We start from the raw sequence: 23,550 nt of genomic DNA, 5'->3' as shown, positions 1-23,550 counted from the left end.
CCCGATGGCAGTCCCCCCTCCCTCCTCCGCCGAACCGGAGCCGACCGAACAGGGGTCGCGCTCGACCCTGACCGTGCTGTGCGCCGTGGCGCTGCTGATCCTGGCGTTGGTCCTGGTCGGCGGCAACGACACGTCGTCGTCCGGCACCTCCCGCCCGCCGCAGGCCCGGCAGGCGCCCCAGGCCCCAGTGGCCCCCGAGGCCCCCGAGGCCCCAGTGGCCTCCGAGGTACCCCGCTCGTCCGCCCCGGCCGCTCGCGCCGGGCAGCCGGCGGGCCCACGTCTGCCGCGCGCGCGGCCCGTACGCCTGCGTATCCCGAGGATCTCGGTGGACGCCCCCTTCACGGACCTCGCCATCGGCCCCAAGGGGCAGCTGGAAGCGCCTCCCCCGGACGACACCAACCTCGTCGGCTGGTACGCCAAGGGCCCCTCCCCCGGTGAGACCGGCACCTCGATCATCGCCGGGCACGTCGACACGAAGACGTCCGCCGCCGTCTTCGCCGGGCTGAGGGAACTCCGGAAGGGCGACGTCTTCGACGTCCTGCGGGCCGACGGGCGCAGCGCGCACTTCGTGGTCGACAGCGTGGAGACGTTCGCCAAGGACGACTTCCCCAGCGAGCGGGTCTACAACGACACGAGCCGGGCCGAGGCCCGGCTCATCACCTGCGCGGGTGCCTACGACCACGGGGTCCGGGACTACACGGACAACCTGGTCGTCTTCGCCCATCTCGCGTGAGCCCGTCACCCCCAGGGGTGACCGGTCACCCGCGTGATCCATCCGAATCGCGCGCCGGTGGGGACCGGCCCAGGATCGAGTCACGTTCACCTCGCGTCACCGCGACCGAAGTCCACAAGGAGATGTGCCCCGTATGACCACCACCTCCGCCCCCGCCTCCGCGCCGTCGGCCCGCCAGGTCTCGCAGCGTGTCTCCCAGTCCGTGTTCGACGGCTCCCGCCTGCGGGTCGTCCTGCTGGTGGACGTCTACGACGGCGCCCAGCAGCAGTTCCTCGAGGCGTACGAGCAGCTCTGCAACCAGGTCGCGTCCGTCCCCGGGCATGTCAACGACCAGCTCTGCCAGTCCATCGAGAACCCCTCGCAGTGGCTCATCACCAGTGAGTGGGAGAGCGCCCCGCCGTTCCTCACCTGGGTGAACAGCGAGGAGCACGTGGAGATGGTGAAGCCGCTGCACAGCTGCGTCCGCGACACCCGTTCGCTGCGCTTCCACGTCGTACGCGAGACCGGTGGCCCGGCGTCGGCCGCCGAGCGCAGTCTGCAGGCCGCGCCCCGCATGGGGGACGGCGTGATCCGCCACGCGCTCACCTTCACCGTGCGGCCGGGCAGCGAGGAGGCCGTGGCGAAGATCCTCGCCGACTACGCCTCGCCCGACCCGAAGGTCGACGAGACCACCCGGCTGTGCCGCACCTCCCTGTTCATGCACGGCAACCGGGTGGTGCGGGCCATCGAGGTGCGCGGCGACCTCCTCGCGGCGCTGCGCCATGTCGCCCGGCAGCCCGAGGTGCGGGCCGTCGAGGAGGCCATCAACCCCTATCTGGAGCAGGACCGGGACCTCGACGACCCCGATTCGGCGCGGGTCTTCTTCACCCGGGCGGCACTGCCCGCCGTCCACCATGTGACGGCGGACCAGGAGGACCCGAAGGCCGAGCGGCACGCCCTCTACTACCCGGCGAAGCCCGGCTGCGGCCTGGAGCTGGCCCGGCTGCTGGCAGGGCGGGACGAGAGGGCCGCGGACGACCCGAAGTCCCCGGTGCTGCGCAGCACGATCTTCCAGCGCGACGACGTCGTGGTGCGGCTGGTCGACGTACGGCACGGTGTCGGCGCCGACGACCCCGCCCTGTCCCCGAAGGCCGCCGAGCTGAAGAAGCTGCTGAACGACCGTGAACTCGAGGGTTCCACCGGGCCCGCCCGGATGGCCCTCGTCACCGACCGCCGCTCGCCCGGCGCCTGACCCCTCCCCGGCCTCCCCGCCGACACAGCACACGATCGGAGCAACGTCGTGATCAATTCCCGTCCCAGAATCGTGGATCTGAGCGAGGTCGAGCCCAACACCCGGCGCGGCGGCGACCTGCGTGCCATGCTCACCCCGGCCACGGTCGGCTCCACCAGCGGTTTCATGGGCGTGGCCATCATCCAGCCCGGCGACCGCATCGGCGAGCACTACCACCCGTACTCCGAGGAGTTCGTGTACGTCGTCTGCGGGCAGCTCGAGGTCGACCTGGACGGCGAGCCCCAGCCGCTGCGGCCGGAGCAGGGGCTGCTGATCCCGATGCACATGCGCCACCGCTTCCGCAACGTCGGCAAGGTGGAGGCACGGATCGTCTTCCACCTCGGTCCGCTGGCCCCGAGCCCGCCGCTCGGCCATGTCGACACCGAGGAGACGGCCGAGGTGGTCTCATGAGCCGGCGCGTGGCCGTCACCGGCATAGGTGTCGTCGCCCCCGGCGGCATCGGGGCACCGGCGTTCTGGGACCTGCTCTCGCACGGGCGGACCGCGACGCGGGGCATCACCTTCTTCGACCCGGCCGGCCTGCGGTCGCGGATCGCCGCCGAGTGCGACTTCGACCCGGCGGCCCACGGCCTGGACGCCGAGCAGATCGCCCGCAGCGACCGGTACATACAGTTCGCGCTGGTCGCCGGGGAGGAGGCGGTGCGTGACGCCGGGCTCGACCTCGGCCGGGAGAACCCGTGGCGGGTCGGGGTGTCGCTGGGCACCGCGGTCGGCGGCACCACCCGCCTCGAACACGACTATGTGCTGGTCAGCCATCGCGGGCAGCGCTGGGACGTGGACCACGGGCAGGCGGAGTCGCATCTGCACCGCGCGTTCACGCCCGCCACCCTCGCCGCCACGGTGGCCGAGCGGTTCGAGGCGCGCGGCCCGGTGCAGACCGTCTCCACCGGCTGCACCTCGGGGCTCGACGCCGTCGGGTACGCCTTCCACACGATCGAGGAGGGCCGGGCCGACGTCTGCATAGCCGGTGCGTCGGACTCGCCGATCTCCCCGATCACCATGGCGTGCTTCGACGCGATCAAGGCGACGTCGCCGAACAACGACGACCCCGCCCACGCCTCCCGCCCCTTCGACGCCGACCGCAACGGGTTCGTCATGGGTGAGGGCGGCGCCGTACTGGTGCTGGAGGAACTGGAACACGCCAAGGCCCGGGGCGCGCGCGTCTACTGCGAGCTGGGCGGCTACGCCACCTTCGGCAACGCCTACCACATGACCGGTCTGACCAAGGAGGGCCTGGAGATGGCCCGGGCCATCGGCTTCGCCCTCGACCACGCCCGTCTCGACCCCACGGCCATCGACTACGTCAACGCGCACGGGTCGGGCACCCAGCAGAACGACCGCCATGAGACGGCCGCCGTGAAGCGGGCCCTGGGGCAGCACGCCTACGACACCCCGATGAGCTCCATCAAGTCCATGGTGGGTCACTCGCTCGGCGCGATCGGCGCGATCGAGGTCGTCGCCTGCGTCCTGGCCCTGGCCCACCAGGTGGTACCGCCCACCGCGAACTACGAGACCCCCGACCCCGAGTGCGACCTGGACTATGTGCCGCGGGTCGCGCGCGAACGGACGCTGAACAGCGTGCTCTCCGTGGGCAGCGGGTTCGGCGGGTTCCAGTCCGCGGTGGTCCTGACCCGGCCGAGGGAGAGGACACGATGAGCGAACCGCGTCCACGGCGCGCCGCCGTCACCGGAATCGGTGTGATCGCGCCCAACGGAACCAGCACCCGGGCCTTCTGGAAGGCCACGCAGGAAGGCATCAGCGCCCTGGACCGGGTGACCCGCGAGGGGTGCGAGCACCTGCCGCTGCGGGTGGCCGGCGAGGTCCGGGACTTCGACCCGACGGGCGCCGTGGAGGAGCGTTTCCTCGTCCAGACGGACCGGTTCACGCACTTCGCGATGGCCGCGGCCGACCTCGCGCTGGAGGACGCCCGACTCGGGCAGGCCGACACCGCCGAGGCCCCGTACTCGGTGGGCGTGGTCACCGCGGCCGGCAGCGGCGGCGGTGAGTTCGGGCAGCGGGAACTGCAGCGGCTGTGGGGAAAGGGCAGCCGGTTCGTGGGGCCGTACCAGTCGATCGCCTGGTTCTACGCGGCGAGCACCGGCCAGATCTCCATCCGTCGCGGCTTCAAGGGCCCCTGCTCGGTGGTCGCCGCGGACGAGGCGGGCGGTCTGGACGCCCTCGCGCACGCGGCGCGGGCGGTGCGGCGCGGCACCGATGTGCTGGTGACCGGCTCGACCGAGGCGCCGCTCGCGCCGTACTCGGTGGTCTGCCAGCTCGGCTACGACGCGCTGAGCACCGTCGAGGAGCCGGAGCGCGCCTACCGTCCGTTCACCGACTCCGCCTGCGGGTTCGTGCCCGCCGAGGGCGGTGCCATGTTCGTCGTGGAGGCCGCGGCCTCGGCCCGGGAGCGGGGGGCTCGCGTCCGGGCCACCCTCGACGGGCATTCGGCGACCTTCACCGGCGCCTCCCGCTGGGCGGAGTCCCGGGAGGGGCTCGCCCAGGCCATCCGGGGCGCGCTGGACGAGGCGGGCTGTGCCCCGGAGGAGATCGACGTGGTCTTCGCCGACGCCCTCGGTGTGCCGGAGGCGGACCGGGCCGAGGCCCTCGCGATCGCCGACGCGCTCGGCGCACACGGCCGGAAGGTGCCGGTCACGGCGCCGAAGACCGGCATCGGCCGCGCCTACGGCGGGGCTCCGGTGCTGGACACGGCGGCCGCGGTGCTCGCGATGGAGCACGGCCTGATCCCGCCCACCCCCCATGTCTTCGACATCTGCCATGACCTCGACCTGGTGACCGTCCGTGCCCGTGCCGCCGAGCTGCGCACGGCACTGGTCCTCAGCCGGGGCCTCATGGGGTCGAACTCGGCGCTGGTGCTGCGGCACGGCGCCGCCCACGCCTCCTCGTGAGGCGCCGCAGAACACAAGGAGTGGAACCGCATGAGTGACCACATCACCGTGGAAGAGCTGTCCGAGCTGATGAAGAAGGCCGCCGGGATCACCGTCCCGCCGGCGGAGCTCGAACAGCGGTCCGACACCGGTTTCGACGAGCTGGGCATCGACTCGCTCGGCCTGCTGGGCATCGTGGGCGAGCTGGAGAACCGGTACGGCGCGCCGATGCCGCCGGACGCCGAGCGCTGCAAGACGCCCCGGCAGTTCCTGGATCTGGTGAACAGCGCGCTGCCGGCGGGGGCGTGACATGACCGGACACACGCAGAACGAGATCACCGTCGCCGCCCCGCTGGACCTGGTCTGGGACATGACCAACGACCTGGAGAACTGGCCGCGGCTGTTCAGCGAGTACGCCTCCGTGGAGATCCTCTCCCGGGAGGGGCGCAAGACCACGTTCCGGCTGACCATGCACCCGGACGAGAACGGCAAGGTCTGGAGCTGGGTCTCCGAGCGGGAGCCGGACCGCGACACGCTGAGCGTGCGGGCCCGCCGCGTGGAGACCGGGCCGTTCGCCCACATGGACATCCACTGGCGGTACGAGGAGGTCCCGGCCGGTACGCGGATGATCTGGACGCAGGACTTCGCGATGAAGCCGGACGCGCCGGTCGACGACGAGTGGATGACCGACAACATCAACCGGAACTCCAAGGTCCAGATGGCCTTGATCCGGGACCGCATCGAGAAGGCCGCCGCGGAGCGCGGGGCCACTCGGGGCCTGACCGACTGAGCCGGACGGAGGACACTCCCCCATGCACCAAGCCCTGATCGTCGCCCGGATGGCCCCGGGCTCCGCCCCGGACATCGCCAAGGTGTTCGAGGAGTCGGACCGGGGAGAGCTGCCGCATCTCGTCGGGGTCGTCCGGCGCAGCCTCTTCCAGTTCGGCGACGTGTACCTGCATCTGATCGAGTCCGAGCGCGAGCCCGGCCCCGCCATCGCCAAGGTCACCGGTCATCCCGAGTTCCGGGACGTCAGCGAGCGTCTGGCGGCGTACGTCAGCGCGTACGACCCCGACACCTGGCGGTCCCCGAAGGACGCGATGGCGCGGCGCTTCTACCTCTGGGAGCGCGACCCCGCCGGCTGATCCCGCCGGCGTCACCGGTCGCCGGGTCCGCGACGCTGCGGGCCCGGCGACCGGTGGTACGGGGGGAGGCCGTCACTCGGGGACGTGGCAGTCGAACGCGTGCAGATAGGGGTTGACCGGACGGATGTCGTCGATGACCAGGCCGGCCTCGGTCAGCCGGCTCACCATGGACTCGGTGGTGTGCTTCGCCCCGCCGACGTTGAGGAGCAGCAGCAGGTCCATGGCGGTGCTGAACCGCATGGAGGGGGTGTCGTCCACGAGGTTCTCGATGACGACGACCCGGGTGCCGGGTCCGCCCGCGCCGATGACGTTGGCGAGGGTCCTGGCCGTGGACTCGTCGTCCCACTCCAGGATGTTCTTGATGACGTAGACGTCGGCCTCGACGGGGACGGCCACGCGGACGTCGCCGGGCACGATCCGGGTGCGCTGCGCGAGGTCGCCGCCCTGGCGGAGCCGGGGCAGGGCGTTCTCGACGACGCGCGGCAGGTCGAGCAGGGCGCCCCGCATCGCCGGGTACTTGTCGAGCAGGCTGGCCACCACGTGCCCCTGACCGCCGCCGATGTCGGCGACCGAGCTGCTGCCCGACAGGTCGAGCAGGGCCGCGACCTCCCGCGCCGACTGCTCGCTGGAGGTGGTCATGGCCCGGTTGAAGACCTCGGCCGACTCGGGGGCGTCCTCGTTGAGGTAGGTGAAGAACTCCTTGCCGTACAGGTCCTCCACGACGTTGCGCCCGGTGCGGACCGCCTCGTCCAGCTTGGGCCAGGCGTCCCAGGTCCACGGCTCGGTGCACCACAGGGTGATGTTGCGCAGGCTGTGGGGGTCGTCCTCGCGCAGCAGCCGGGACATCTCGGTGTGGGTGAAGGTCCCGTCCGGCCGCTCGGCGAAGACGCCGTGGCAGGACAGGGCCCGCAGCAGCCGGCGCAGCGGTTTCGGTTCGGTCTTCACCGCGGCCGCGAGGTCCTCCACGGTCATGGGTCCCTCGCCGAGGGCGTCGGCGACGCCGAGCCGGGCGCAGGCGCGCAGGGCGGCGGCACATGCCGCCCCGAACACGAGCTCCCTCAGCCGCATGGGTGGGGGCGGGGCGCTTTGAGCGGTCGTCATGTGCCGCCTTTCTTCCTCTTGTCGGTCGGGGGTTGTCCGGTCAGCACAGCCCCGCTGGCCGGGACGCCTTGCAGGAGTTGCGTTCGAAGGTGTTGCCCTTGCCGGTGTCCGTGACGACGAGGTCGGCCGGGGAGTTGCCGTGCAGCACGTTGTCGCTGATCCGGTTCCGCTCGGATGTGGTGCCGACGAAGCTCTTGAACAGGACGATCCCGCCGGAGAGCGGGGACGAGCCGACGTTGTCCGTGATCGTGTTCCGGGTGACGACGCTGTCCTCGGCGCCGGTCAGGACGATGCCGGAGCCCTGGAGGGCGTCCAGCCGGGCGGTCTTCGGGCAGGACTTGTTGTTACGGGTGATGCGGTTGTCGCGCACGGTGACGTGGCCGGCCTTCGGCTTGTTCTCGTCGCCGACGACGAAGACGGCCGCGCAGTTGCCGGTCATCCGGTTGCGGGCGACGGTGAGGTCGCGCAGCCGGCGGACGGTGACGCCGATCCGGTTGCCCTCCAGCCGGTTGCCCTTGACCAGGGTGCCCTTGGTCTCCGTGGCGCCCTGCTCCTCCTTGACGCTGTTGGCGAGGAACAGTCCGGCGTCACCGTTGTCGCGGGCGGTGTTGCCCCGGAACACGGTGCGCACCGACGCCTCCGCGGCGATGCCCCAGACCCCGTTCTTCTCCGCCGTGACGTCCCGTACGGTGAGCCCGTCCGTGGCCGTGGCGTACACGCCGTTCCTGGTGAACCCGGAGACGGTCAGGGAGGCGACGGTGACGCCCTTGACCTTGCGGTCCTTCGTACCCGTCACACAGACGCCGTTGCCGTCCGCGGCGCAGGTGCCGGCCTTCTTCCCGGTGACGGCGGCCGGACGGAGCACGGTTCTGGGGCTCGTGCCGCGCAGGGTCACCCGGTCGGTGTGGACGGTGACGCTCTCGCGGTAGGTGCCGGGCCGCACGAGAACGGTGTCTCCCGGCGCGGCGGCGTCCACCGCCTTCTGGATCGACTGTCCGGGGTGGACCACATGGGTCACGGGGTGGGCGGCGGGCGGAGCGGCACCGAGGCCGACCCCGGCGAGCGCCGCGGTGCACGCCAGGTACGCAATATGGCATTTCGTCATATTGCGTACCATATGCATGCGCTGGAGTCTTACCTGCCGTATGGGCCGTCCGGCGGCGTGTCACCTCACCCGCTGCCCGAACGCCGCGTAGGCCCGCTCGTCGAACAGCACGAACCTCACTTCCTCGACGTCCGTCCTGGTCGCCCGCACCGTCTCCACCGCGATCCGGGCCGCGTCGTCCATCGGCCAGCCGTAGATGCCGGCCGAGACGGCGGGGAACGCGACCGTGCGGGCGCCCAGTTCGTCCGCGACCCGCAGGGACTCCCGGTAGCAGGAGGCCAGCAGCTCCGACCGGTCCTCGCTCGCGCTGTACACGGGGCCCACGGTGTGGATCACCCAGCGGGCGTCCAGTTCGCCCGCGGTCGTGGCGACCGCCTGCCCGGTGCGGAGGCCCTTGCCGTAGGAAGAGGCGCGCAGGCGTCGGCAGTCGGCGAGGATCGCGGGTCCGCCCTTGCGGTGGATGGCGCCGTCGACGCCACCGCCGCCGAGGAGCGAGGAGTTGGCCGCGTTGACGACGGCGTCCACGGACTGAGCGGTGATGTCGCCCTGGACGAGCGTGATGGTGGTCATGGCCGTGTGTATACCAAAACCGGTCAGCCCTGCTGCCGCAGTCTGCGCCACACCGCCTTCGCCGCGTTGTGGCCCGACATGCCGTGGACACCCGGGCCCGGCGGGGTGGCCGAGGAGCAGATGAACACGGCCGGGTGCGGGGTGGAGTAGGGGGACAGGGACAGCTTGGGGCGCAGCAGCAGCTGGAGGCCGGTGGCCGCGCCGGAGGCGATGTCGCCGCCGACGTAGTTGGCGTTGCGGGCGGCGAGTTCGGCGGGGCCGGAGATCGCGCGGGCGAGGACGCGGTCGCTGAATCCCGGGGCGAACCGCTCGAGTTGGCGTTCCAGGGCGCCGGTGAGGTCGCCGGTCCAGCCGTTGGGTACATGGCCGTAGGCCCAGAACACCTGCTTGCCTGCCGGGGCGCGGCTGGGGTCGACGATGCTCGGCTGGACGGTGATCATGAAGGGGCGGTCGGGGGCGCGGCCCTCCCTGGCGGCGGCGCGCAGGGCGGCGCCGATCTCCGCGCTGTCCGCGCCGATCTGCACCGTCCCCGCCACGCGCGCCTCCTTCGCGGTCCAGGGGACCGGTCCGTCGAGCGCGTAGTCGACCTTGAAGGCGGCGGCGCCGTACCGGAACCGTTCGTAGTGGCTGCCGAAACCGGCGATGCGGGCGAGGGCGGTGGGTGAGGTGTCGAAGACGTAGGCGCGGGCCGGAGGCAGGTCGTCGAGGCGCTTGACCTCGTAGTCGGTGTGGATGCTGCCGCCGAGGTCGGCCAGGTGGGCGGCGAGGGCGTCGGAGACGGCCTGGGAGCCGCCGCGGGCCACCGGCCAGCCTCGGGCGTGTGCGGCGAGGGCGAAGACCAGGCCGACGGCGCCGGTGGCGATGCCGCCCAGGGGGGCCATGACGTGGGCGACGAGGCCGGCGAAGAGGGTCTTGGCCGGTTCGTCGCGGAAGCGGCGGGTGAGCCAGGTGGACGGGGGCAGGCCGGCCAGGCCGAAGCGGGCCAGGGTGACCGGGTCGCGCGGGAGCGCGGTGAGCGGCAGGGACATGAAATCGCGGACGAGGGTGTCCCAGCGGGGCAGGAAGGGCTCGACGAGACGGCGGTACGCGCCCGCGTCGCGGGGGCCGAAGGACGCGGCGGTCTCCGCGACGGAGCGGGAGAGCACGGCGGCGGTGCCGTCGGGGAAGGGGTGCGCCATCGGCAGCTCGGCGTGCAGCCACTCAAGGCCGTAGCGCTCCAGGGGCAGGGCGCGGAAGGCCGGGGAGTTGATGCCGAGGGGGTGGGCGGCGGAGCAGGGGTCGTGGCGGAAGCCGGGCAGGGTGAGCTCCTCGGTGCGGGCGCCCCCGCCCACCGTGTCGCGTGCCTCGAAGAGCGCCACGGAGAAACCGCGCCTGGCCAGCTCCACCGCGGCGGTCAGCCCGTTGGGCCCCGCCCCCACCACGACCGCATCGAGCATCGACGGCACTTCCGACCCCTTCGTCAGCGGGTGGCCTCCGCAGACCGGCGGCCTCCGGGATCAGGATATGCCGGGGGTATGACAGCCCTCTCGGCACGGGCCCGGAACCGGCCGGTCCGCCGCAGCGGGCCTCAGCCCGCCGCTACCCCCGCGCCCGACAGCAGACCCGCCACCCGGCGGGCCGTCGCCGCGTCGCGGGCGGCGGTGAAGGGCAGGGTGTTGCCGCCGGTGATGCGGAAGGGTTCGCCGGCGAGGGTCAGATGGGCGCCGCCCGCCTCCTCGACCAGCAGCAGGCCGGCCGCGTGGTCCCAGGCGGCCTCCCAGGAGAAGGCGGTGGCGTCCAGCTCGCCCCGGGCGACGGCGAGATACTCCAGGCCCGCGGAACCGCAGGGGCGCGGTGCGACGCCGTCCGTGCGCAGGGCGAGCAGGGCGTGCTTCTGCTCGTCGGTGGTGTAGTCGGGGTGGGAGGTGGCCACCACCAGGTCGCGGCCGGGGGCGGGCGGCCCGGCGAACAGCCGCTTTCCGTCGAGGAAGGCGCCACCGCCGCGCACGGCGGTGGCGAACTGGTCGCGGGCCGGGGCGTACGTCCAGGAGGCGCGCAGGACGCCGTGGTGGGCGAGCGCGACCAGGGTGCAGAATCCGTCGTCGCCGTGCACGAACTGGCGGGTGCCGTCGACCGGGTCGACGATCCAGACCGGCGCGTCGCCCTGTATGGCCTCGTACGTCGCCGGGTTGGCGTGGACCGCCTCCTCGCCGACGACGACCGAGCCGGGCAGGAGGGAGCCGAGGGCGTCGGTGAGGAACAGTTCGGCGCCCCGGTCGGCGTCGGTCACCAGGTCGTGGGGGCCGCTCTTCTGGACGATCTCGTGCGCGGCGAGCTGCCGGAAGCGGGGCATGATCTCGGTGGCGGCGGCCTTGCGGACCGCGTCCTCCACCTCGGCCGAGCGGCGGGCGAGAAACTCGTCGATGGTTTCCTTGTCTTCGATCATGCGTCCATGAGAGCACGCCCCACTGACAATCCCCACCCCGCCGGTGCACTTCAGGCGGAATCGGGATGAAGAACGGGTGCGCGCCGCTCGGCGGGCGGTCAGCGGCCCACCGCGTACCCCTGCATGCCCCGCGGGTTGGCGGCCGCCGACAGGATCCCGGTGCGCGGGTCGCGGGCGACGGCGCACAGCCGTCCCTCGGACCAGGGGTCGCCGACGGTCACGTCGTGGCCGCGCCGCCGCAGTTCCTCCACCACCGCGGACGGCATCCGGGACTCCACGGTGACGCTGCCGGGCCGCATGCCGCGCGGGTAGAAGGAACCGGGGAAGGAGTCGTTGTGCCAGTTCGGGGCGTCGATCGCGCCCTGGAGGTCGAGGCCTCCGCGCACCCGCGCGTGGAGGGCGACGGCGAGGAAGAAGTGCAGTTGCCACTGGTCCTGCTGGTCACCGCCGGGCGTGCCGAACGCCAGCACCGGCACCCCGTCGCGCAGGGCGAGGGAGGGGGTCAGGGTGGTACGGGGGCGGCGGCCGGGGGTGAGCGAGTTTGGCAGGCCCTCCTCGAGCCAGGTCATCTGCAGCCGGGTGCCGAGCGGGAAGCCCAGCTCGGGCACGACCGGGTTGGACTGCAGCCAGCCGCCGCTGGGAGTGGCCGCGACCATGTTGCCCCAGCGGTCGACGACGTCGAGATGGCAGGTGTCGCCCCGGGTGAGCCCGTCCGCGCGGACGTCGGGACCGCCCCGCGAGGCCTCCCCCGCACGCCCGCGTGCCCCACGGGCCGTCCCGGGCTCTCCCGGCACTGGTGAGGCCGGGCCCTTGGCGACCGTCGGCTCACCGGCGCCCGGCGGCTCGAGTCCGGGCTCGTCGGTGGCGACGAGGTACGCGTGCGTGCACAGCCGTGGGGCCCGGCCGCCCGGGCTGCCGGGCCGCAGTTCGTGGGACGCCGTGTCGCCGACGAGCGACCGGCGCCCGGCGTTGTAGGTGTCCGACAGCAGTTCGGCCAGCGGGACGTCGGCCGCGTCGCCGTACCAGGCCTCCCGGTCGGCCATGGCGAGCTTGCAGCCCTCGACGAGCAGATGGACGTACTCCGCGGAACCGTACGCGGGCAACTCGGGCGGGAGCAGGGCGAGTTGCTGGAGCAGGGCGGGGCCCTGGCTCCAGGGGCCGGCCTTGCACACGGTCCAGCCGTTCCAGTCGTACGCCGCCGGCGCCTCGTAGGTCGCGGACCAGCCGGCGAGGTCGGCGGCCGTGAGTGTGCCGGTGTGGCGCTCGCCGCTGGTGTCCAGGGTGGGCCGGGCGGCCTGCCGGACGAGCGCCTCGGCGACGAATCCGCTCCGCCACACCTGCCGCGCGGCCTCGATCCGCTCCTCCCGGCCCCCTGCCCCCGCGGTCTCGGCGAGCAGCCGCTTCCAGGTGGCGGCGAGGGCGGGGTTGCGGAAGAGCTCACCGGCTCGTGGCGCCTTCCCGTCCGGCAGGTACACCTCGGCCGACGAGGTCCACTCGGTCTCGAACAGCTCCCGCACGGTCTCGACGGTCGCGCCGACGTTCTCGACGGGCGCGTGCCCGTGCTCGGCGTACCCGATCGCGTGCTTCAGGACGTCGGCCAGGTCCTTGGTCCCATGGTCGCGCAGGAGCAGCATCCAGGCGTCGAACGCGCCGGGGACGGCGGCGGCCAGCGGTCCCGTACCCGGTACGAGGTCCAGGCCGAGCCCCCGGTAGTGGGCGGCCGTCGCGCCCGCCGGTGCCACGCCCTGCCCGCACAGCACCCGTACCTCACCGCCCGCCGGAGCGAGCAGGATCGGGACCTCGCCCGCGGGCCCGTTGAGGTGCGGCTCGACGACGTGCAGCACGAACGCCCCGGCGACGGCGGCGTCGTAGGCGTTGCCTCCGTCCTCCAGGAGGGCCATCGCCGACTGGGAGGCGAGCCAGTGCGTGGAGGACACCATGCCGAAGGTGCCCTGAAGGGTGGGCCGGGTGGTGAAGCTCATCTCTCACCTCGCTGGGCGCGCGCTCCGACTGGTCGACGAGGAGGCTATCCACGGGGGGCGTGCCTTAGAGCTCCGATCAGGAGTGGAGCCCGAGCCGGGCTCCACTCCTGATCGGAGCTCTTACGCGGGTTCACAGCGTATGTGGCCCCCGCGGTCGTGGTACCGCGTCATCGCGAGGCCGAAGAGCAGGGCGAGGGAGGTGGCGGCCGCCGTGAGCTGCTCACCGAGGTGACGGGCGCGGGTCTCGGGGGCGGGTCCGTCCGGGCGACGATTCGACCACGGGGACATATCCCTTTTCTCTCCATAAGCACGATAAATCCGACGATACGTCAGAAGGGGTGTGCCCCTTCGTCACCACCCGTGTACGCTGCGAGTTTTCGCTTCCGCCTCACAGGGAGTCGTGTGACACTGGCGTCATTGTCCGCACTGCGGACTGCTGTCCGCACCGTCCCCCACGAAAGCGCGCCGTGCGTTCTCTCCCTCTGCCGCTCGCCCTCACCGCGCGCCTGACCCCGGTGGCCGTGCTGGCCTGCGCGGGCTGGGCGCTGACGTCCGGTCCGGACACCGACGCGCAGGACAGCGCGGGCAAGGAGACGCGGAAGACCCAGCCGGAGAAGACGTCCGGCCCGTCCGGGGCCGCCGTGTCCAAGACGTATGCCGCCGCACCCGCGCCCTGCACGAGCGTGGCCACCAAGACGGTCACCTCGCTGGTGCCGGGCGCCAAGACGGCCGGCAAGGAGATCCCCTCCACGGACACCGAGCTGCGCCGCACCTGCTCCTGGAACGCGCTCAAGGGGTACGACTACCGCTGGCTGGACGTCTCCTTCGAGATCACGGAGTCGGACCAGGCGGCGCAGACGTCGTACAAGGAGCGCCTGAAGGAGAAGAGCGGCGGTGGCGCCGTGCCGGGACTGGGCGACGACGGCTACTCGGTGGTGAACCTCACGACGGAGGACAAGCAGCAGACGCGGGAGGGCACCGTCATCGCCCGGGTCGCCAACGCGCTGGTGGTCATCACCTACAACGGCAGCGACTTCGAGTCGAAGAAGGCGCCCGGCACGGATGTGATCAACACGGGTGCCATCAAGGCGGCGAAGGACGCGGTGGCCGCGCTGCGGAAGTCGAGCGGCTGAGTCCCGGCTTCGAACCGCGGTCGGCCCGGCGAACACCGGCCCGCATCTGAGAAGCGTGAAACGGCCGGGAGAGCAGTCAGCTCTCCCGGCCGTCCTTCCCTCACGCGTCAGGCGCCGCCTTCCTCCTGCCGTCCGCGCAGCAGCATCAGGGCCAGGTAGACCACCGTCGAGGTGCCCAGGCCGACCGCCCAGCCGTAGTTCGCGAGCGGTTCCAGGGCCGGGATGGGCCTGCCGTCGATCAGCGGTTTGAAGCTGGCGCCGCCGACCGCGAGGACACCGCCGGCCACGAAGGCCGCGACGGCCCGCCAGTTCCAGCCGTTCTCGTACCAGTAGCGGCCGCCCGCCCGGTACAGGTCGGTCAGGTCCAGCTTGCCGCGGCGCAGGATCCAGTAGTCGGCGATGAGGATGCCGGCGACCGTGCCCAGCAGACCGCCGACCAGGCCGAGCCAGGTGAAGATGTACCCCTGCGGGTCGGAGTACAGCTTCCAGGGGAAGATCAGCACGCCGAGGACGCAGGTCGCGAGGGCGCCGGTACGGAAACTGATCTTCCGGGGCGCGATGTTGGAGAAGTCGAACGCCGGCGAGACCAGGTTGGCCGCGATGTTCACGGACAGGGTCGCCACCAGCACGGTCACCAGCGCGAACAGCAGCCCGAAGACGTTGTCGGTCTTGGCGGCCAACTGGACCGGGTCCCAGATCGTCTCGCCGTACACGGCCTGCGAACCGGAGGTGACCAGCACCGACAGCAGCGCGAAGAGGGTCATGGTGGTCGGCAGGCCGAGCGCCTGGCCCCAGGTCTGCGCCTTCTGCGACTTGCCGTAGCGGGTGAAGTCCGGGATGTTCAGCGACAGCGTGGACCAGAAGCCGATCATGCCCATCAGGGACGGCCAGAACAGTTTCCAGAAGTCGCCGCCCCAGCCCAGCTTGGAGGGCTGGTCGAGCAGCGGGCCGAAGCCGCCCGCCTTGTCGCTCATCCAGATCAGCATCACGAGCGCGCCGACGATGACGAAGGGCGCCGCCCAGTTCTCGAAGCGTCGGATGGTCTCCATGCCCCGGTAGATGATCGCGACCTGGATCGCCCAGAAGATCGCGAACGACAGCCACATGGTCCAGGCGTAGCCGCCGACCTTCCCGGCGTCGCTCCAGCCGTTGCCGATCAGTTTCCCGGCGAGGAAGTAGATGGCCTCCCCGCCGATCCAGGTCTGGATGCCGAACCAGCCGCAGGCCACCAACGCCCGGACGACCGCGGGGAGGTTGGCGCCGCGGATGCCGAAGGAGGCGCGGGCGAAGACCGGGAAGGGAATGCCGTACTTGGGTCCCGCGTGCCCGGTGAGCAGCATCGGGATCAGCACGATCACGTTGGCCAGCGCGATGGTGAGCACCGCCTGCTTCCAGTCCATGCCGACGGCGATCAGACCGGAAGCGAGCGTCCACGACGCCGTGTTGTGGGCCATGCCGACCCACAGCGCGGAGAAGTTGTACGTGTTCCAGGTGCGCTTCTCCACCGGGACCGGAAGCAGGTCCTCGTTGGCGTAGGGGCCGCTGGGCTGCGGCGAACCAGGGGCGATCTCCACCCGGCCGTCGGCGAGGGTGACTTGAGAGGTCGGCGGTATGGCCGTGGGAGCGGTGTCGGTCATGGGCAGGCCAATCAAACGAGGGGCGGATCCGGAAAGGCCGTGCGGGCTCCGGCCCCCTCCCCGGGGAGGTGGGGAGGGGAGAACAGGAGTGGGGGGATGGGGAGTCGAGCGGTGGGTCGGTACCGTCAGCCGTTGACGGCCGGGATCACCTGCGCGCCGTAGGCGTCGATGACCATCTCCTGCGCGTCGTGCATGTCGTAGACGGCGAACTGGTCGACGCCGAGCTCGCGCAGGGCGTTGAGCTTCTCGATGTGCTTCTCGACCGGTCCGATGACGCAGAACCGGTCGACGATCTCGTCGGGCACGAACGCGGTGTCGGGGTTGTCGCTGCGGCCGTGGTGGGAGTAGTCGTACCCCTCGCGTGCCTTGATGTAGTCGGTGAGTTCCTCGGGGACCTGGGAGGAGTGCTCGCCGTACTTGGACACCAGGTCGGCGACGTGGTTGCCGACCATGCCGCCGAACCAGCGGCACTGGTCGCGGGCGTGGGCGAGCGCCTCGGGCGAGTCGTCCTCGGTGACGTAGGCGGGGGCGGCGACACAGATCTTCACCTCGGACGGGTCACGTCCGGCGGCGACGGCCGCGTCCTTGACGGCCTTCACCATGTACTCGGTGAGGTACAGGTCGGAGAGCTGGAGGATGAACCCGTCGGCCTCCTCACCGGTCATCTTCAGCGCCTTCGGGCCGTACGCGGCCATCCAGACCGGGAGGCGGGCGTCCTCCTTGATCCACGGGAACCTGACGACCGTACCGCCGAGGTCGGCCTCCTGGCCGGAGCCGAGCGCCCGGATGACCTTCATGGCCCCGCTGATCCGGGCGAGGGTGTTCGGGGGGCGGCCCGCGACGCGCATCGCGGAGTCGCCGCGGCCGATGCCGCACACCGTGCGGTTGCCGAACATGTCGTTGAGGGTGGCGAAGGTGGAGGCGGTGACCTCCCAGGTACGGGTGCCGGGGTTCGTCACCATCGGACCCACGGTCAGCTTGCTGGTGTTCGCCAGGATCTGACTGTAGATCACGAACGGTTCCTGCCAGAGCACGGCCGAGTCGAAGGTCCAGCCGTAGGTGAAGCCGTTGCGCTCGGCGCGCTTCATCAGGCTGACGACCTTCGAGGCCGGCGGGTCGGTCTGCAGGACGAGTCCGAAGTCCATGTGCGCCCTTCCTAGTTGAGGTACTGACAGGTGGAGCGCGGGGTGTAGACGCCGTGACCCGCGCGTCCGGTGTACTCCCGCTCGGTGATGACCGGTTCGCCCCGCGACAGGACCGTCTCGACGCGGCCGGTGATGCGCTTGCCCTCGTAGGCCGAGTAGTCGACGTTCATGTGGTGCGTCTCGGCGGAGACGGTCTGCTCGGCGTGCGGGTCGTAGATGACGACGTCGGCGTCGGCTCCGGGGGCGATGGTGCCCTTCTTCGGGTACATGCCGAACATCCGGGCCGGCGTGGCACAGGCGATCTCGATCCAGCGGCGGCGGCTGATGTGCCCGTCGACGACGGCCTGGTGGAGCAGGTCCATACGGTTCTCCACGCCCGGCAGACCGTTGGGGATCTTGGAGAAGTCGCCCCGGCCGAGCTCCTTCTGTCCCACGAAGCAGAAGGGGCAGTGGTCGGTGGAGACCACCTGCAGATCGTTCGTGCGCAGGCCCTGCCACAGCTTGGCCTGGTGCTCCTTCGGCCGAAGGGGCGTCGAGCACACGTACTTGGATCCCTCGAAGTCGGGCTCGGCCAGGTTGTCCGTCGACAGGAACAGGTACTGCGGGCAGGTCTCGCCGAAGACGTTCAGCCCCTCGTCGCGCGCCTTGGCCAGCTCGGCCACCGCCTCCATCGCCGAGACGTGCACGACGTACAGGGGCGCGCCGGCCACCTGCGCGAGCTTGATGGCACGGTGGGTGGCCTCGGCCTCCAGCAGTGCCTTGCGCACCTCCCCGTGGTAGCGGGGATCGGTCTCGCCGCGCGCCAGCGCCTGCTCCACCAGGACGTCGATCGCGATGCCGTTCTCGGCGTGCATCATGATCAGGCCGCCGTTCTCGGCGGAGCGCTGCATGGCGCGCAGGATCTGGCCGTCGTCGGAGTAGAAGACACCGGGGTAGGCCATGAACTGCTTGAAGGAGGTCACGCCCTCCTCCACGAGCAGGTCCATCTCCTTGAGCGTCTCCTGGTTCACATCGGAGACGATCATGTGGAAGCCGTAGTCGATGGCGCAGTTGCCCTCGGCCTTGGCGTGCCAGGCGTCCAGGCCCTCGCGCAGGGTGTGGCCGACGCTCTGCACGGCGAAGTCGACGATGGTCGTCGTGCCGCCCCAGGCGGCCGCCCGGGTGCCGGTCTCGAAGGTGTCGGAGGCGAAGGTGCCGCCGAACGGCAGCTCCATGTGGGTGTGCACGTCGACCCCGCCCGGGATCACGTACTTCCCGGTGGCGTCGATGACCCGCTCGGCCGTCCAGGCCTCGGCGGCCGGGGTGCCGGAGGCGGCGAGGGCGGCGATACGGCCGTCCTCGATCAGGACGTCGGCGTGGATCTCGTCGGACGCGGTGATGACGAGACCGCCGCGGATGATTTTACGGCTGCTCATGTTCCTTCTCCAGAACGGCAATCGGGAAGGTGCGGGTCGTGGGTGTCGCCCGCGCCCAGCGGCGGAGCCGCTGATGGGCGCTGCCCCGCGCCCCCCGAACGGGGGCGCGGGAGACGTGGATCGGTCAGGGAGCCGTCAGCGGGCCGTACGCCTCCGGGCGGCGGTCGCGGTAGAACTGCCAGCGGTCGCGGACCTCGCGCAGCTTGGCCATGTCCAGGTCGCGGACGACGAGTTCGCTCTCCTTGTCGCTGGCGACCTCCCCGACGAACTGGGCCTCCGGGTCCACGAAGTACGAGGTCCCGTAGAAGTCGTTGTCGCCGAGTTCCTCGGTGCCGACCCGGTTGATCGCACCGACGAAGTACTCGTTGGCGACGGCCGCCGCCGGCTGCTCCAGCTGCCACAGGTAGGCGGAGAGGCCCCGCGAGGTGGCCGACGGGTTGAAGACGATCTCGGCGCCCTCCAGCCCCAGCGCGCGCCAGCCCTCCGGGAAGTGGCGGTCGTAGCAGATGTAGACGCCGATCTTCCCGACGGCCGTGTCGAAGACGGGCCAGCCCACGTTGCCGGGGCGGAAGTAGAACTTCTCCCAGAAGCCCTTGACCTGCGGGATGTGGTGCTTGCGGTACTTGCCGAGATAGGAGCCGTCGGCGTCGAGCACGGCGGCCGTGTTGTAGAGGACGCCGGGCTGCTCCTCCTCGTACATCGGCAGCACCAGGACGATGCCGTGTTCGCGGGCGAGCGCCTGGAAACGCTGGACGATCGGGCCGTCCGGGATCTGCTCGGCGTACTCGTAGAACTGCGGGTCCTGGACCTGGCAGAAGTACGGTCCGTAGAAGAGCTCCTGGAAGCACAGGACCTGAGCACCCTGCGCGGCCGCGTCGCGGACCGCCTGCTCGTGTACCTGGATCATCGATTCCTTGTCGCCGGTCCAGGCCGTCTGGAAGACGGCGGCGCGGATCACTCTGCTCATCGGGACCTCCGGTCGCTCGGTGTGCGAGGAGCCTAGAAAGGCCTGACGAGCCATTTGAGTTGCACGGTGTCACGTCTGCGGGAGCCTGGCGTGTCACCGTGTCACGTCTTCCCGGTCCCATGTTTCACCGCCGTTTTCGCAGGTCGTCGCATGTTTCTGGGCTGTTGCCCGGCGCGCGGGTCAGCCTTGCTGCGCGTCGTGGGCGAGCAGCGCGATGTGCACCGAGGCGGCCTGTTCGAAGTCGTCCAGGTCGACGCCGAGCCGTGCCTCTATCGCCTCCAGCCGGCGGTACAGGGCCGGCCGGGAGACGTGGTGGAGCTGGGCGGTGCGCGACTTGTTGCGGCCGGTGGCCAGATAGGTGCGCAGGACGGCGAGCAGGTCCTCGCCGTCCGCGCACAGCAGTCCGTCCAGCTCCCGTTCGGCGAAGGACTGCACGTGCGGGTCGTCGCGCAGCAGCCGTATCAGACCGCGCAGATGGACGTCCCTGAGGCGTACGACGGCCGGGAGGTCGAGGGCGGCCGAGGAGTCGGCGACGGCGTCGGCGACGTGCTGGGCCTCGCGCAGCCCGGCCGGGACGTCGTCCCAGACGGTGCGGGGATCGGCGGCGGCGACGACCGTGCGGGTCTCCCCCGACTCGGTGCGCAGCCGGGCGGCGAAATGCGCGGCGAGGGCTTCCGCGTCCTGGTCGCGGGCGAGGCTCAGCAGTACGGCGGTGGCCCCGTCGGCGAGTTCGGCCACCAGCCCCGGCAGGCCCAGCAGCCGGAGCATCCGGTCGAGGGGGGCGGGCTCCCCGTCGCGTACGACCAGCGGTACGAAGGTGCGCCGGTTGACCGGCAGTCCGGCCGCGCGGGCCCGCGGCAGCAGCTGCCTCGCCGGTACGACACCGGAGACCAGGTCCGTCAGCAGGCTCTGCGCGGACTGCTCCTCCCAGGTGTGGGCGGAGGTGCCGCCCAGCATGCGGTGCAGGACGAGGGCCTCGGCGGCGCGGTCGGCCAGCAGCCGACCGCCGGCGGTGTCCCCGCGATATCCGCAGAGCATGATCTGCCCCCAGCGCTCGCCGCGTCCGCCCAGTTCGGCGCGGATCCAGCCGTCGCCCTCGCTGCCGCCGGCCTGCCGGGCGATGCGCTCCCAGTCCCGCAGCACGTCGTCGACCGCCGACCGCTCCCCCGCCGTGGCCAGCACCCGGTGGGCGAGGTTGGTGACGACGACGGGACAGCCGGTGTGGTGGGCGACCTGGTCGAGCAGTCGCTGCAGCGGGGCCCCGGCGGTGATCAGCCCCGTCAGAGCGGTCCGTACGGCCTCCGAGAGGCTGACGGCGGCGAACTTCCGCCGCACCAACCGGGACTGGACCTCCTCGGTCAGTTCGGCGAACGGGAAGGGCCGGTGCAGCACGACCAGGGGCAGCCCGCACCGCTCCGCCGTGCGCCGCATCGCGTCCGGCGGGGCGGGGAAGGCGCGCCCCAGGCCGAGGACGACGGCGGCGGCCTCGGCCCGGTGCAGGGACTGGATGTAGTCGGCCTGCGCGCCCTCGTCGCCGGCGAGCAGCACACCGGTGGTGAGGACCATCTCGCCGCCGCTGAGCATCACGCCCACGTCGGGGGCCTCGGCGACGTGCACCCAGCGCACCGGCCGGTCGAGCCGGTCCGCGCCGGCCACCACCTCCGGGTCCCCGGCGAGGACCCGTTCCAGGGCCAGGACCTGCCTGACCGACAGGGCGGGTTCCAGGGGCTCGACGGGGCCCCAGGGCTCCAGGGTGGTGGTCATGGCGGTGTTCCCTTGCGTCAACCGGCGCGCCTGCGCCCGACCGGTGCTACTGCGTGCTCCTGAGCGCGCTTTCGAGGATCGCGGCGCCCTCCTCGGCCTCCGCCACGGTGAGGGACAGCGGCGGGGCGACGCGCAGGGCGCTGGTGTCGTGCCCGCCGCCCTTGCCGATCAGCAGGCCGCCCGCGCGGGCCGTCTCCAGCACGGCGGCGGCCCGTTCCGGGTCGGCCCGGTCGGTGCCGGGCTTCGTCAGCTCGACGCCGATCATGAGTCCGCGCCCGCGCACCTCCCGTACGCCCGGATCCTGCACGGCGGCGGCCCGCAGCCGCTCGATGAGCAGACCGCCGACGCGCCGGGCGTTGCCCTGGAGGTCGTGTTCCAGGAGGTAGGTGAGGTTGGCGAGGCCGGCCGCCATGGTGATCTGGGTGCCGCCGAAGGTGGAGATGCTGTTGGCGTCCAGGCAGTTCATGATCTCGGAGCGGGCGACGACCCCGCCGATGGACATGCCGTTGCCGATGCCCTTGGCGAAGGTGACGATGTCCGGCGGGCCGCTGCGGCCGTGTGCCTGCCAGCCCCAGAAGTGGTCGCCGGTGCGGCCCCAGCCGGTCTGCACCTCGTCGGCGATCCACAGGATGCCCCGCTCGTGCAGCACCTCGCGGAAGGCCGCGTACAGGCCGTCGGGTGGTGAGGTGAAGCCGCCGACACCCTGGATGGGCTCGGCGATGAGCGCGGCGGGCGGACGGGTGTGCCCGAGGAGGTCCTTCAGGTCGTCGACGCAGGCGGCGATGAACTCGTCGTCGCTCAGCCCGGCGAACGGGCCGCGCCCGCGCACCCCGCCGTGCACGTACAGCGTCTGCAGCGGGGACAGCGAGGTCGGGGACCAGCCGCGGTTGCCGGTGATGCCGACCGCGCCGAAGGAGCGGCCGTGGTAGCTGTTGCGCATCGCCAGGACGGTGTTGCTGCGCCGGTAGGCGGTGGCGAGCAGCAGGGCGGTGTCGTTGGCCTCGGTGCCGGAGGTCGTGAAGAAGACGCGGGCGTCCGGGATGCCGCTCAGCTGGGCGATCCGCTCGGCGAGATCGACCATCGGCCGGTTGAGGTACAGGGTCGAGGAGTGGATGATCCGCCCGGCCTGCTCGGTGACCGCCTTGGTCACCTCGGGCAGGGCGTGCGCGGTCATCGTCGTCAGGATGCCGCCGAAGAAGTCGAGGTACCTGGTGCCGTCGGCGCCCCAGACGTACCGTCCCTCCCCGTGGGTGATCTCCAGCGGCTCCTCGTAGTAGAGCGCCAGCCAGTCCGGCAGGACGCCTCGGTGACGCGCGTACAGGTCGCTCACGGCTGCACCAGCCCTTCGTAGGCGTCGGGGCGGCGGTCACGGTAGAAGGCCCACTGCTGCCGCACCTCTTCGATCAGGTCGAAGTCGAGGTCGCGGACGACGAGTTGCTCGGTCCTGTCGCTCGCGACCTCGCCCACGAACTGCCCTCGCGGGTCGACGAAGTACGACGTCCCGTAGAAGTCGTTGTCCCCGTACTCCTCCACTCCCACACGGTTGATCGCCGCGATGAAGTACTCGTTGGCGACGGCCGCCGCGGGCTGTTCGAGCCGCCAGAGGTGCGCGGACAGCCCGCGGTGGGTGGCGGAGGGGTTGTAGACGAGCTGGGCGCCGTTGATCCCGAGCTGCCGCCACCCTTCCGGGAAGTGCCGGTCGTAGCAGATGTAGACGCCGACCTTGCCGACGGCGGTGTCGAAGACGGGCCAGCCGATGTTGCCGGGCCGGAAGTAGTACTTCTCCCAGAAGCCCTTGACCTGCGGGATGTGGTGCTTGCGGTACTTGCCGAGATAGGAGCCGTCGGCGTCGATCACGGCGGCGGTGTTGTAGTAGAAACCGCTCTGCTCGACCTCGAACACCGGGACGACGATCACCATGCCCGTCTCGCGCGCGAGCTCCTGCATACGACGTGTGGTCGGCCCGTCCGGCACCGGCTCGGCCCAGCGGTAGTGCTCCGGCTCCTGGACCTGGCAGAAGTAGGGGGCGTTGAAGACCTCCTGGAACCCGATGACCTTCGCGCCCTGCCGGGCCGCCTCGCGGGCGTGCTCCTCGTGTTTCGCCACCATGGACTCGGTGTCGCCGGTCCAGGTGGCCTGGACCAGTGCGGCACGTACGACGTCGGTCATGAGCTGCTCCTTCGACGGGACGTCAGAGCCTCTACACCCGTAGACGAAGGTCGTAGAGGGACGAACGTAAGCCTCCCGGAGGGG

At 71.5% G+C, this 23,550-nt stretch carries 22 protein-coding genes; 9 read left to right on the top strand and 13 right to left on the bottom strand.

What is annotated here, in order from left to right; all coding sequences use genetic code 11:
• The first annotated feature begins 4 nt into the window (after positions 1–4).
• The 8 genes from ACIBVL_RS16045 to ACIBVL_RS16010 all read left to right on the top strand — a co-directional run bounded on the left by ACIBVL_RS16045 (position 5) and on the right by ACIBVL_RS16010 (position 6,053).
• Complete coding sequence (locus ACIBVL_RS16045; protein ID WP_399097750.1) at positions 5–733, top strand: class F sortase; 729 nt, start codon at positions 5–7, stop codon at positions 731–733.
• A gap of 133 nt (positions 734–866) precedes the next feature.
• Positions 867–1,964: a SchA/CurD-like domain-containing protein gene (locus tag ACIBVL_RS16040; RefSeq protein WP_399097749.1), complete on the top strand. Its 1,098-nt coding sequence runs from the start codon at positions 867–869 to the stop codon at positions 1,962–1,964.
• Positions 1,965–2,012: 48 nt separating this feature from the next.
• Positions 2,013–2,414 carry a cupin domain-containing protein gene (locus tag ACIBVL_RS16035; RefSeq protein ID WP_399097748.1) on the top strand — a complete coding sequence of 134 codons (402 nt, stop codon included), beginning with the start codon at positions 2,013–2,015 and terminating at the stop codon, positions 2,412–2,414.
• The gene (locus tag ACIBVL_RS16030) at positions 2,411–3,679 is read left to right on the top strand and encodes a beta-ketoacyl-[acyl-carrier-protein] synthase family protein (protein ID WP_399097747.1); all 1,269 of its coding nucleotides are present in this window, start codon (positions 2,411–2,413) and stop codon (positions 3,677–3,679) included. The genes ACIBVL_RS16035 and ACIBVL_RS16030 overlap by 4 nt, the downstream gene beginning before the upstream one ends.
• Positions 3,676–4,929: a ketosynthase chain-length factor gene (locus tag ACIBVL_RS16025; protein WP_399097746.1), complete on the top strand. Its 1,254-nt coding sequence runs from the start codon at positions 3,676–3,678 to the stop codon at positions 4,927–4,929. The genes ACIBVL_RS16030 and ACIBVL_RS16025 overlap by 4 nt, the downstream gene beginning before the upstream one ends.
• Before the next feature lie 30 nt (positions 4,930–4,959).
• A complete protein-coding gene (locus tag ACIBVL_RS16020; RefSeq protein ID WP_399097745.1) occupies positions 4,960–5,217 on the top strand; it encodes an acyl carrier protein in 258 nt (85 codons plus the stop codon).
• Between the two features lies 1 nt (position 5,218).
• Positions 5,219–5,698 (top strand): SRPBCC family protein, encoded by a 480-nt coding sequence (locus tag ACIBVL_RS16015; protein ID WP_399097744.1) that lies wholly within the window; start codon positions 5,219–5,221, stop codon positions 5,696–5,698.
• A gap of 22 nt (positions 5,699–5,720) precedes the next feature.
• Positions 5,721–6,053, top strand: coding sequence for a TcmI family type II polyketide cyclase (locus ACIBVL_RS16010; protein WP_399097743.1), 333 nt, complete (start codon positions 5,721–5,723; stop codon positions 6,051–6,053).
• A gap of 72 nt (positions 6,054–6,125) precedes the next feature.
• Here ACIBVL_RS16010 and ACIBVL_RS16005 read toward each other — a convergent pair whose 3' ends face one another.
• From ACIBVL_RS16005 to ACIBVL_RS15980, 6 genes are all read right to left on the bottom strand, one after another.
• Positions 6,126–7,154 carry a methyltransferase gene (locus ACIBVL_RS16005; RefSeq protein WP_399097742.1) on the bottom strand — a complete coding sequence of 343 codons (1,029 nt, stop codon included), beginning with the start codon at positions 7,152–7,154 and terminating at the stop codon, positions 6,126–6,128.
• Between the two features lie 40 nt (positions 7,155–7,194).
• On the bottom strand, positions 7,195–8,259 hold the full coding sequence (locus ACIBVL_RS16000; protein ID WP_399097741.1) for a nitrous oxide reductase family maturation protein NosD: 1,065 nt from the start codon (positions 8,257–8,259) through the stop codon (positions 7,195–7,197).
• Between the two features lie 60 nt (positions 8,260–8,319).
• Positions 8,320–8,829 (bottom strand): O-acetyl-ADP-ribose deacetylase, encoded by a 510-nt coding sequence (locus tag ACIBVL_RS15995; protein ID WP_399097740.1) that lies wholly within the window; start codon positions 8,827–8,829, stop codon positions 8,320–8,322.
• A 23-nt stretch (positions 8,830–8,852) separates the two neighbouring features.
• Positions 8,853–10,265, bottom strand: coding sequence for a phytoene desaturase family protein (locus tag ACIBVL_RS15990; protein ID WP_399097739.1), 1,413 nt, complete (start codon positions 10,263–10,265; stop codon positions 8,853–8,855).
• A 131-nt stretch (positions 10,266–10,396) separates the two neighbouring features.
• The gene (locus ACIBVL_RS15985; protein ID WP_399097738.1) at positions 10,397–11,254 is read right to left on the bottom strand and encodes an inositol monophosphatase family protein; all 858 of its coding nucleotides are present in this window, start codon (positions 11,252–11,254) and stop codon (positions 10,397–10,399) included.
• Between the two features lie 98 nt (positions 11,255–11,352).
• Positions 11,353–13,236, bottom strand: a complete 1,884-nt coding sequence (locus ACIBVL_RS15980) for a gamma-glutamyltransferase family protein (protein WP_399097737.1) — start codon at positions 13,234–13,236, stop codon at positions 11,353–11,355.
• Positions 13,237–13,703: 467 nt separating this feature from the next.
• Between ACIBVL_RS15980 and ACIBVL_RS15975 the strand changes: the two genes are divergently transcribed.
• Complete coding sequence (locus tag ACIBVL_RS15975; protein ID WP_399097736.1) at positions 13,704–14,369, top strand: hypothetical protein; 666 nt, start codon at positions 13,704–13,706, stop codon at positions 14,367–14,369.
• A 107-nt stretch (positions 14,370–14,476) separates the two neighbouring features.
• On the opposite strand, the gene ACIBVL_RS15970 is transcribed toward ACIBVL_RS15975, so the two are convergent.
• The 7 genes from ACIBVL_RS15970 to ACIBVL_RS15940 all read right to left on the bottom strand — a co-directional run bounded on the left by ACIBVL_RS15970 (position 14,477) and on the right by ACIBVL_RS15940 (position 23,466).
• Positions 14,477–16,006: an NCS1 family nucleobase:cation symporter-1 gene (locus ACIBVL_RS15970; protein WP_399097735.1), complete on the bottom strand. Its 1,530-nt coding sequence runs from the start codon at positions 16,004–16,006 to the stop codon at positions 14,477–14,479.
• A gap of 125 nt (positions 16,007–16,131) precedes the next feature.
• A complete protein-coding gene (locus ACIBVL_RS15965; RefSeq protein WP_399097734.1) occupies positions 16,132–17,151 on the bottom strand; it encodes a TIGR03842 family LLM class F420-dependent oxidoreductase in 1,020 nt (339 codons plus the stop codon).
• Between the two features lie 11 nt (positions 17,152–17,162).
• Complete coding sequence (gene hydA, locus ACIBVL_RS15960) at positions 17,163–18,566, bottom strand: dihydropyrimidinase (protein ID WP_399097733.1); 1,404 nt, start codon at positions 18,564–18,566, stop codon at positions 17,163–17,165.
• A gap of 124 nt (positions 18,567–18,690) precedes the next feature.
• Entirely contained in the window at positions 18,691–19,533 is an 843-nt protein-coding gene (locus ACIBVL_RS15955) for a nitrilase-related carbon-nitrogen hydrolase (RefSeq protein WP_399097732.1), read from the bottom strand.
• Positions 19,534–19,713: 180 nt separating this feature from the next.
• Entirely contained in the window at positions 19,714–21,297 is a 1,584-nt protein-coding gene (locus ACIBVL_RS15950; RefSeq protein WP_399097731.1) for a PucR family transcriptional regulator, read from the bottom strand.
• Positions 21,298–21,343: 46 nt separating this feature from the next.
• A complete protein-coding gene (locus tag ACIBVL_RS15945) occupies positions 21,344–22,627 on the bottom strand; it encodes an aspartate aminotransferase family protein (protein ID WP_399097730.1) in 1,284 nt (427 codons plus the stop codon).
• Positions 22,624–23,466, bottom strand: coding sequence for a nitrilase-related carbon-nitrogen hydrolase (locus ACIBVL_RS15940; protein WP_399097729.1), 843 nt, complete (start codon positions 23,464–23,466; stop codon positions 22,624–22,626). Before ACIBVL_RS15940 ends, ACIBVL_RS15945 begins: the two co-directional genes overlap by 4 nt.
• Between the last annotated feature and the right edge of the window lie 84 nt (positions 23,467–23,550).

Source organism: Streptomyces sp. NPDC049687, from assembly GCF_044465285.1.
In the GTDB taxonomy this organism is placed as follows: domain Bacteria; phylum Actinomycetota; class Actinomycetes; order Streptomycetales; family Streptomycetaceae; genus Streptomyces.
This window is presented reverse-complemented; position numbering and strand designations above follow the sequence as displayed.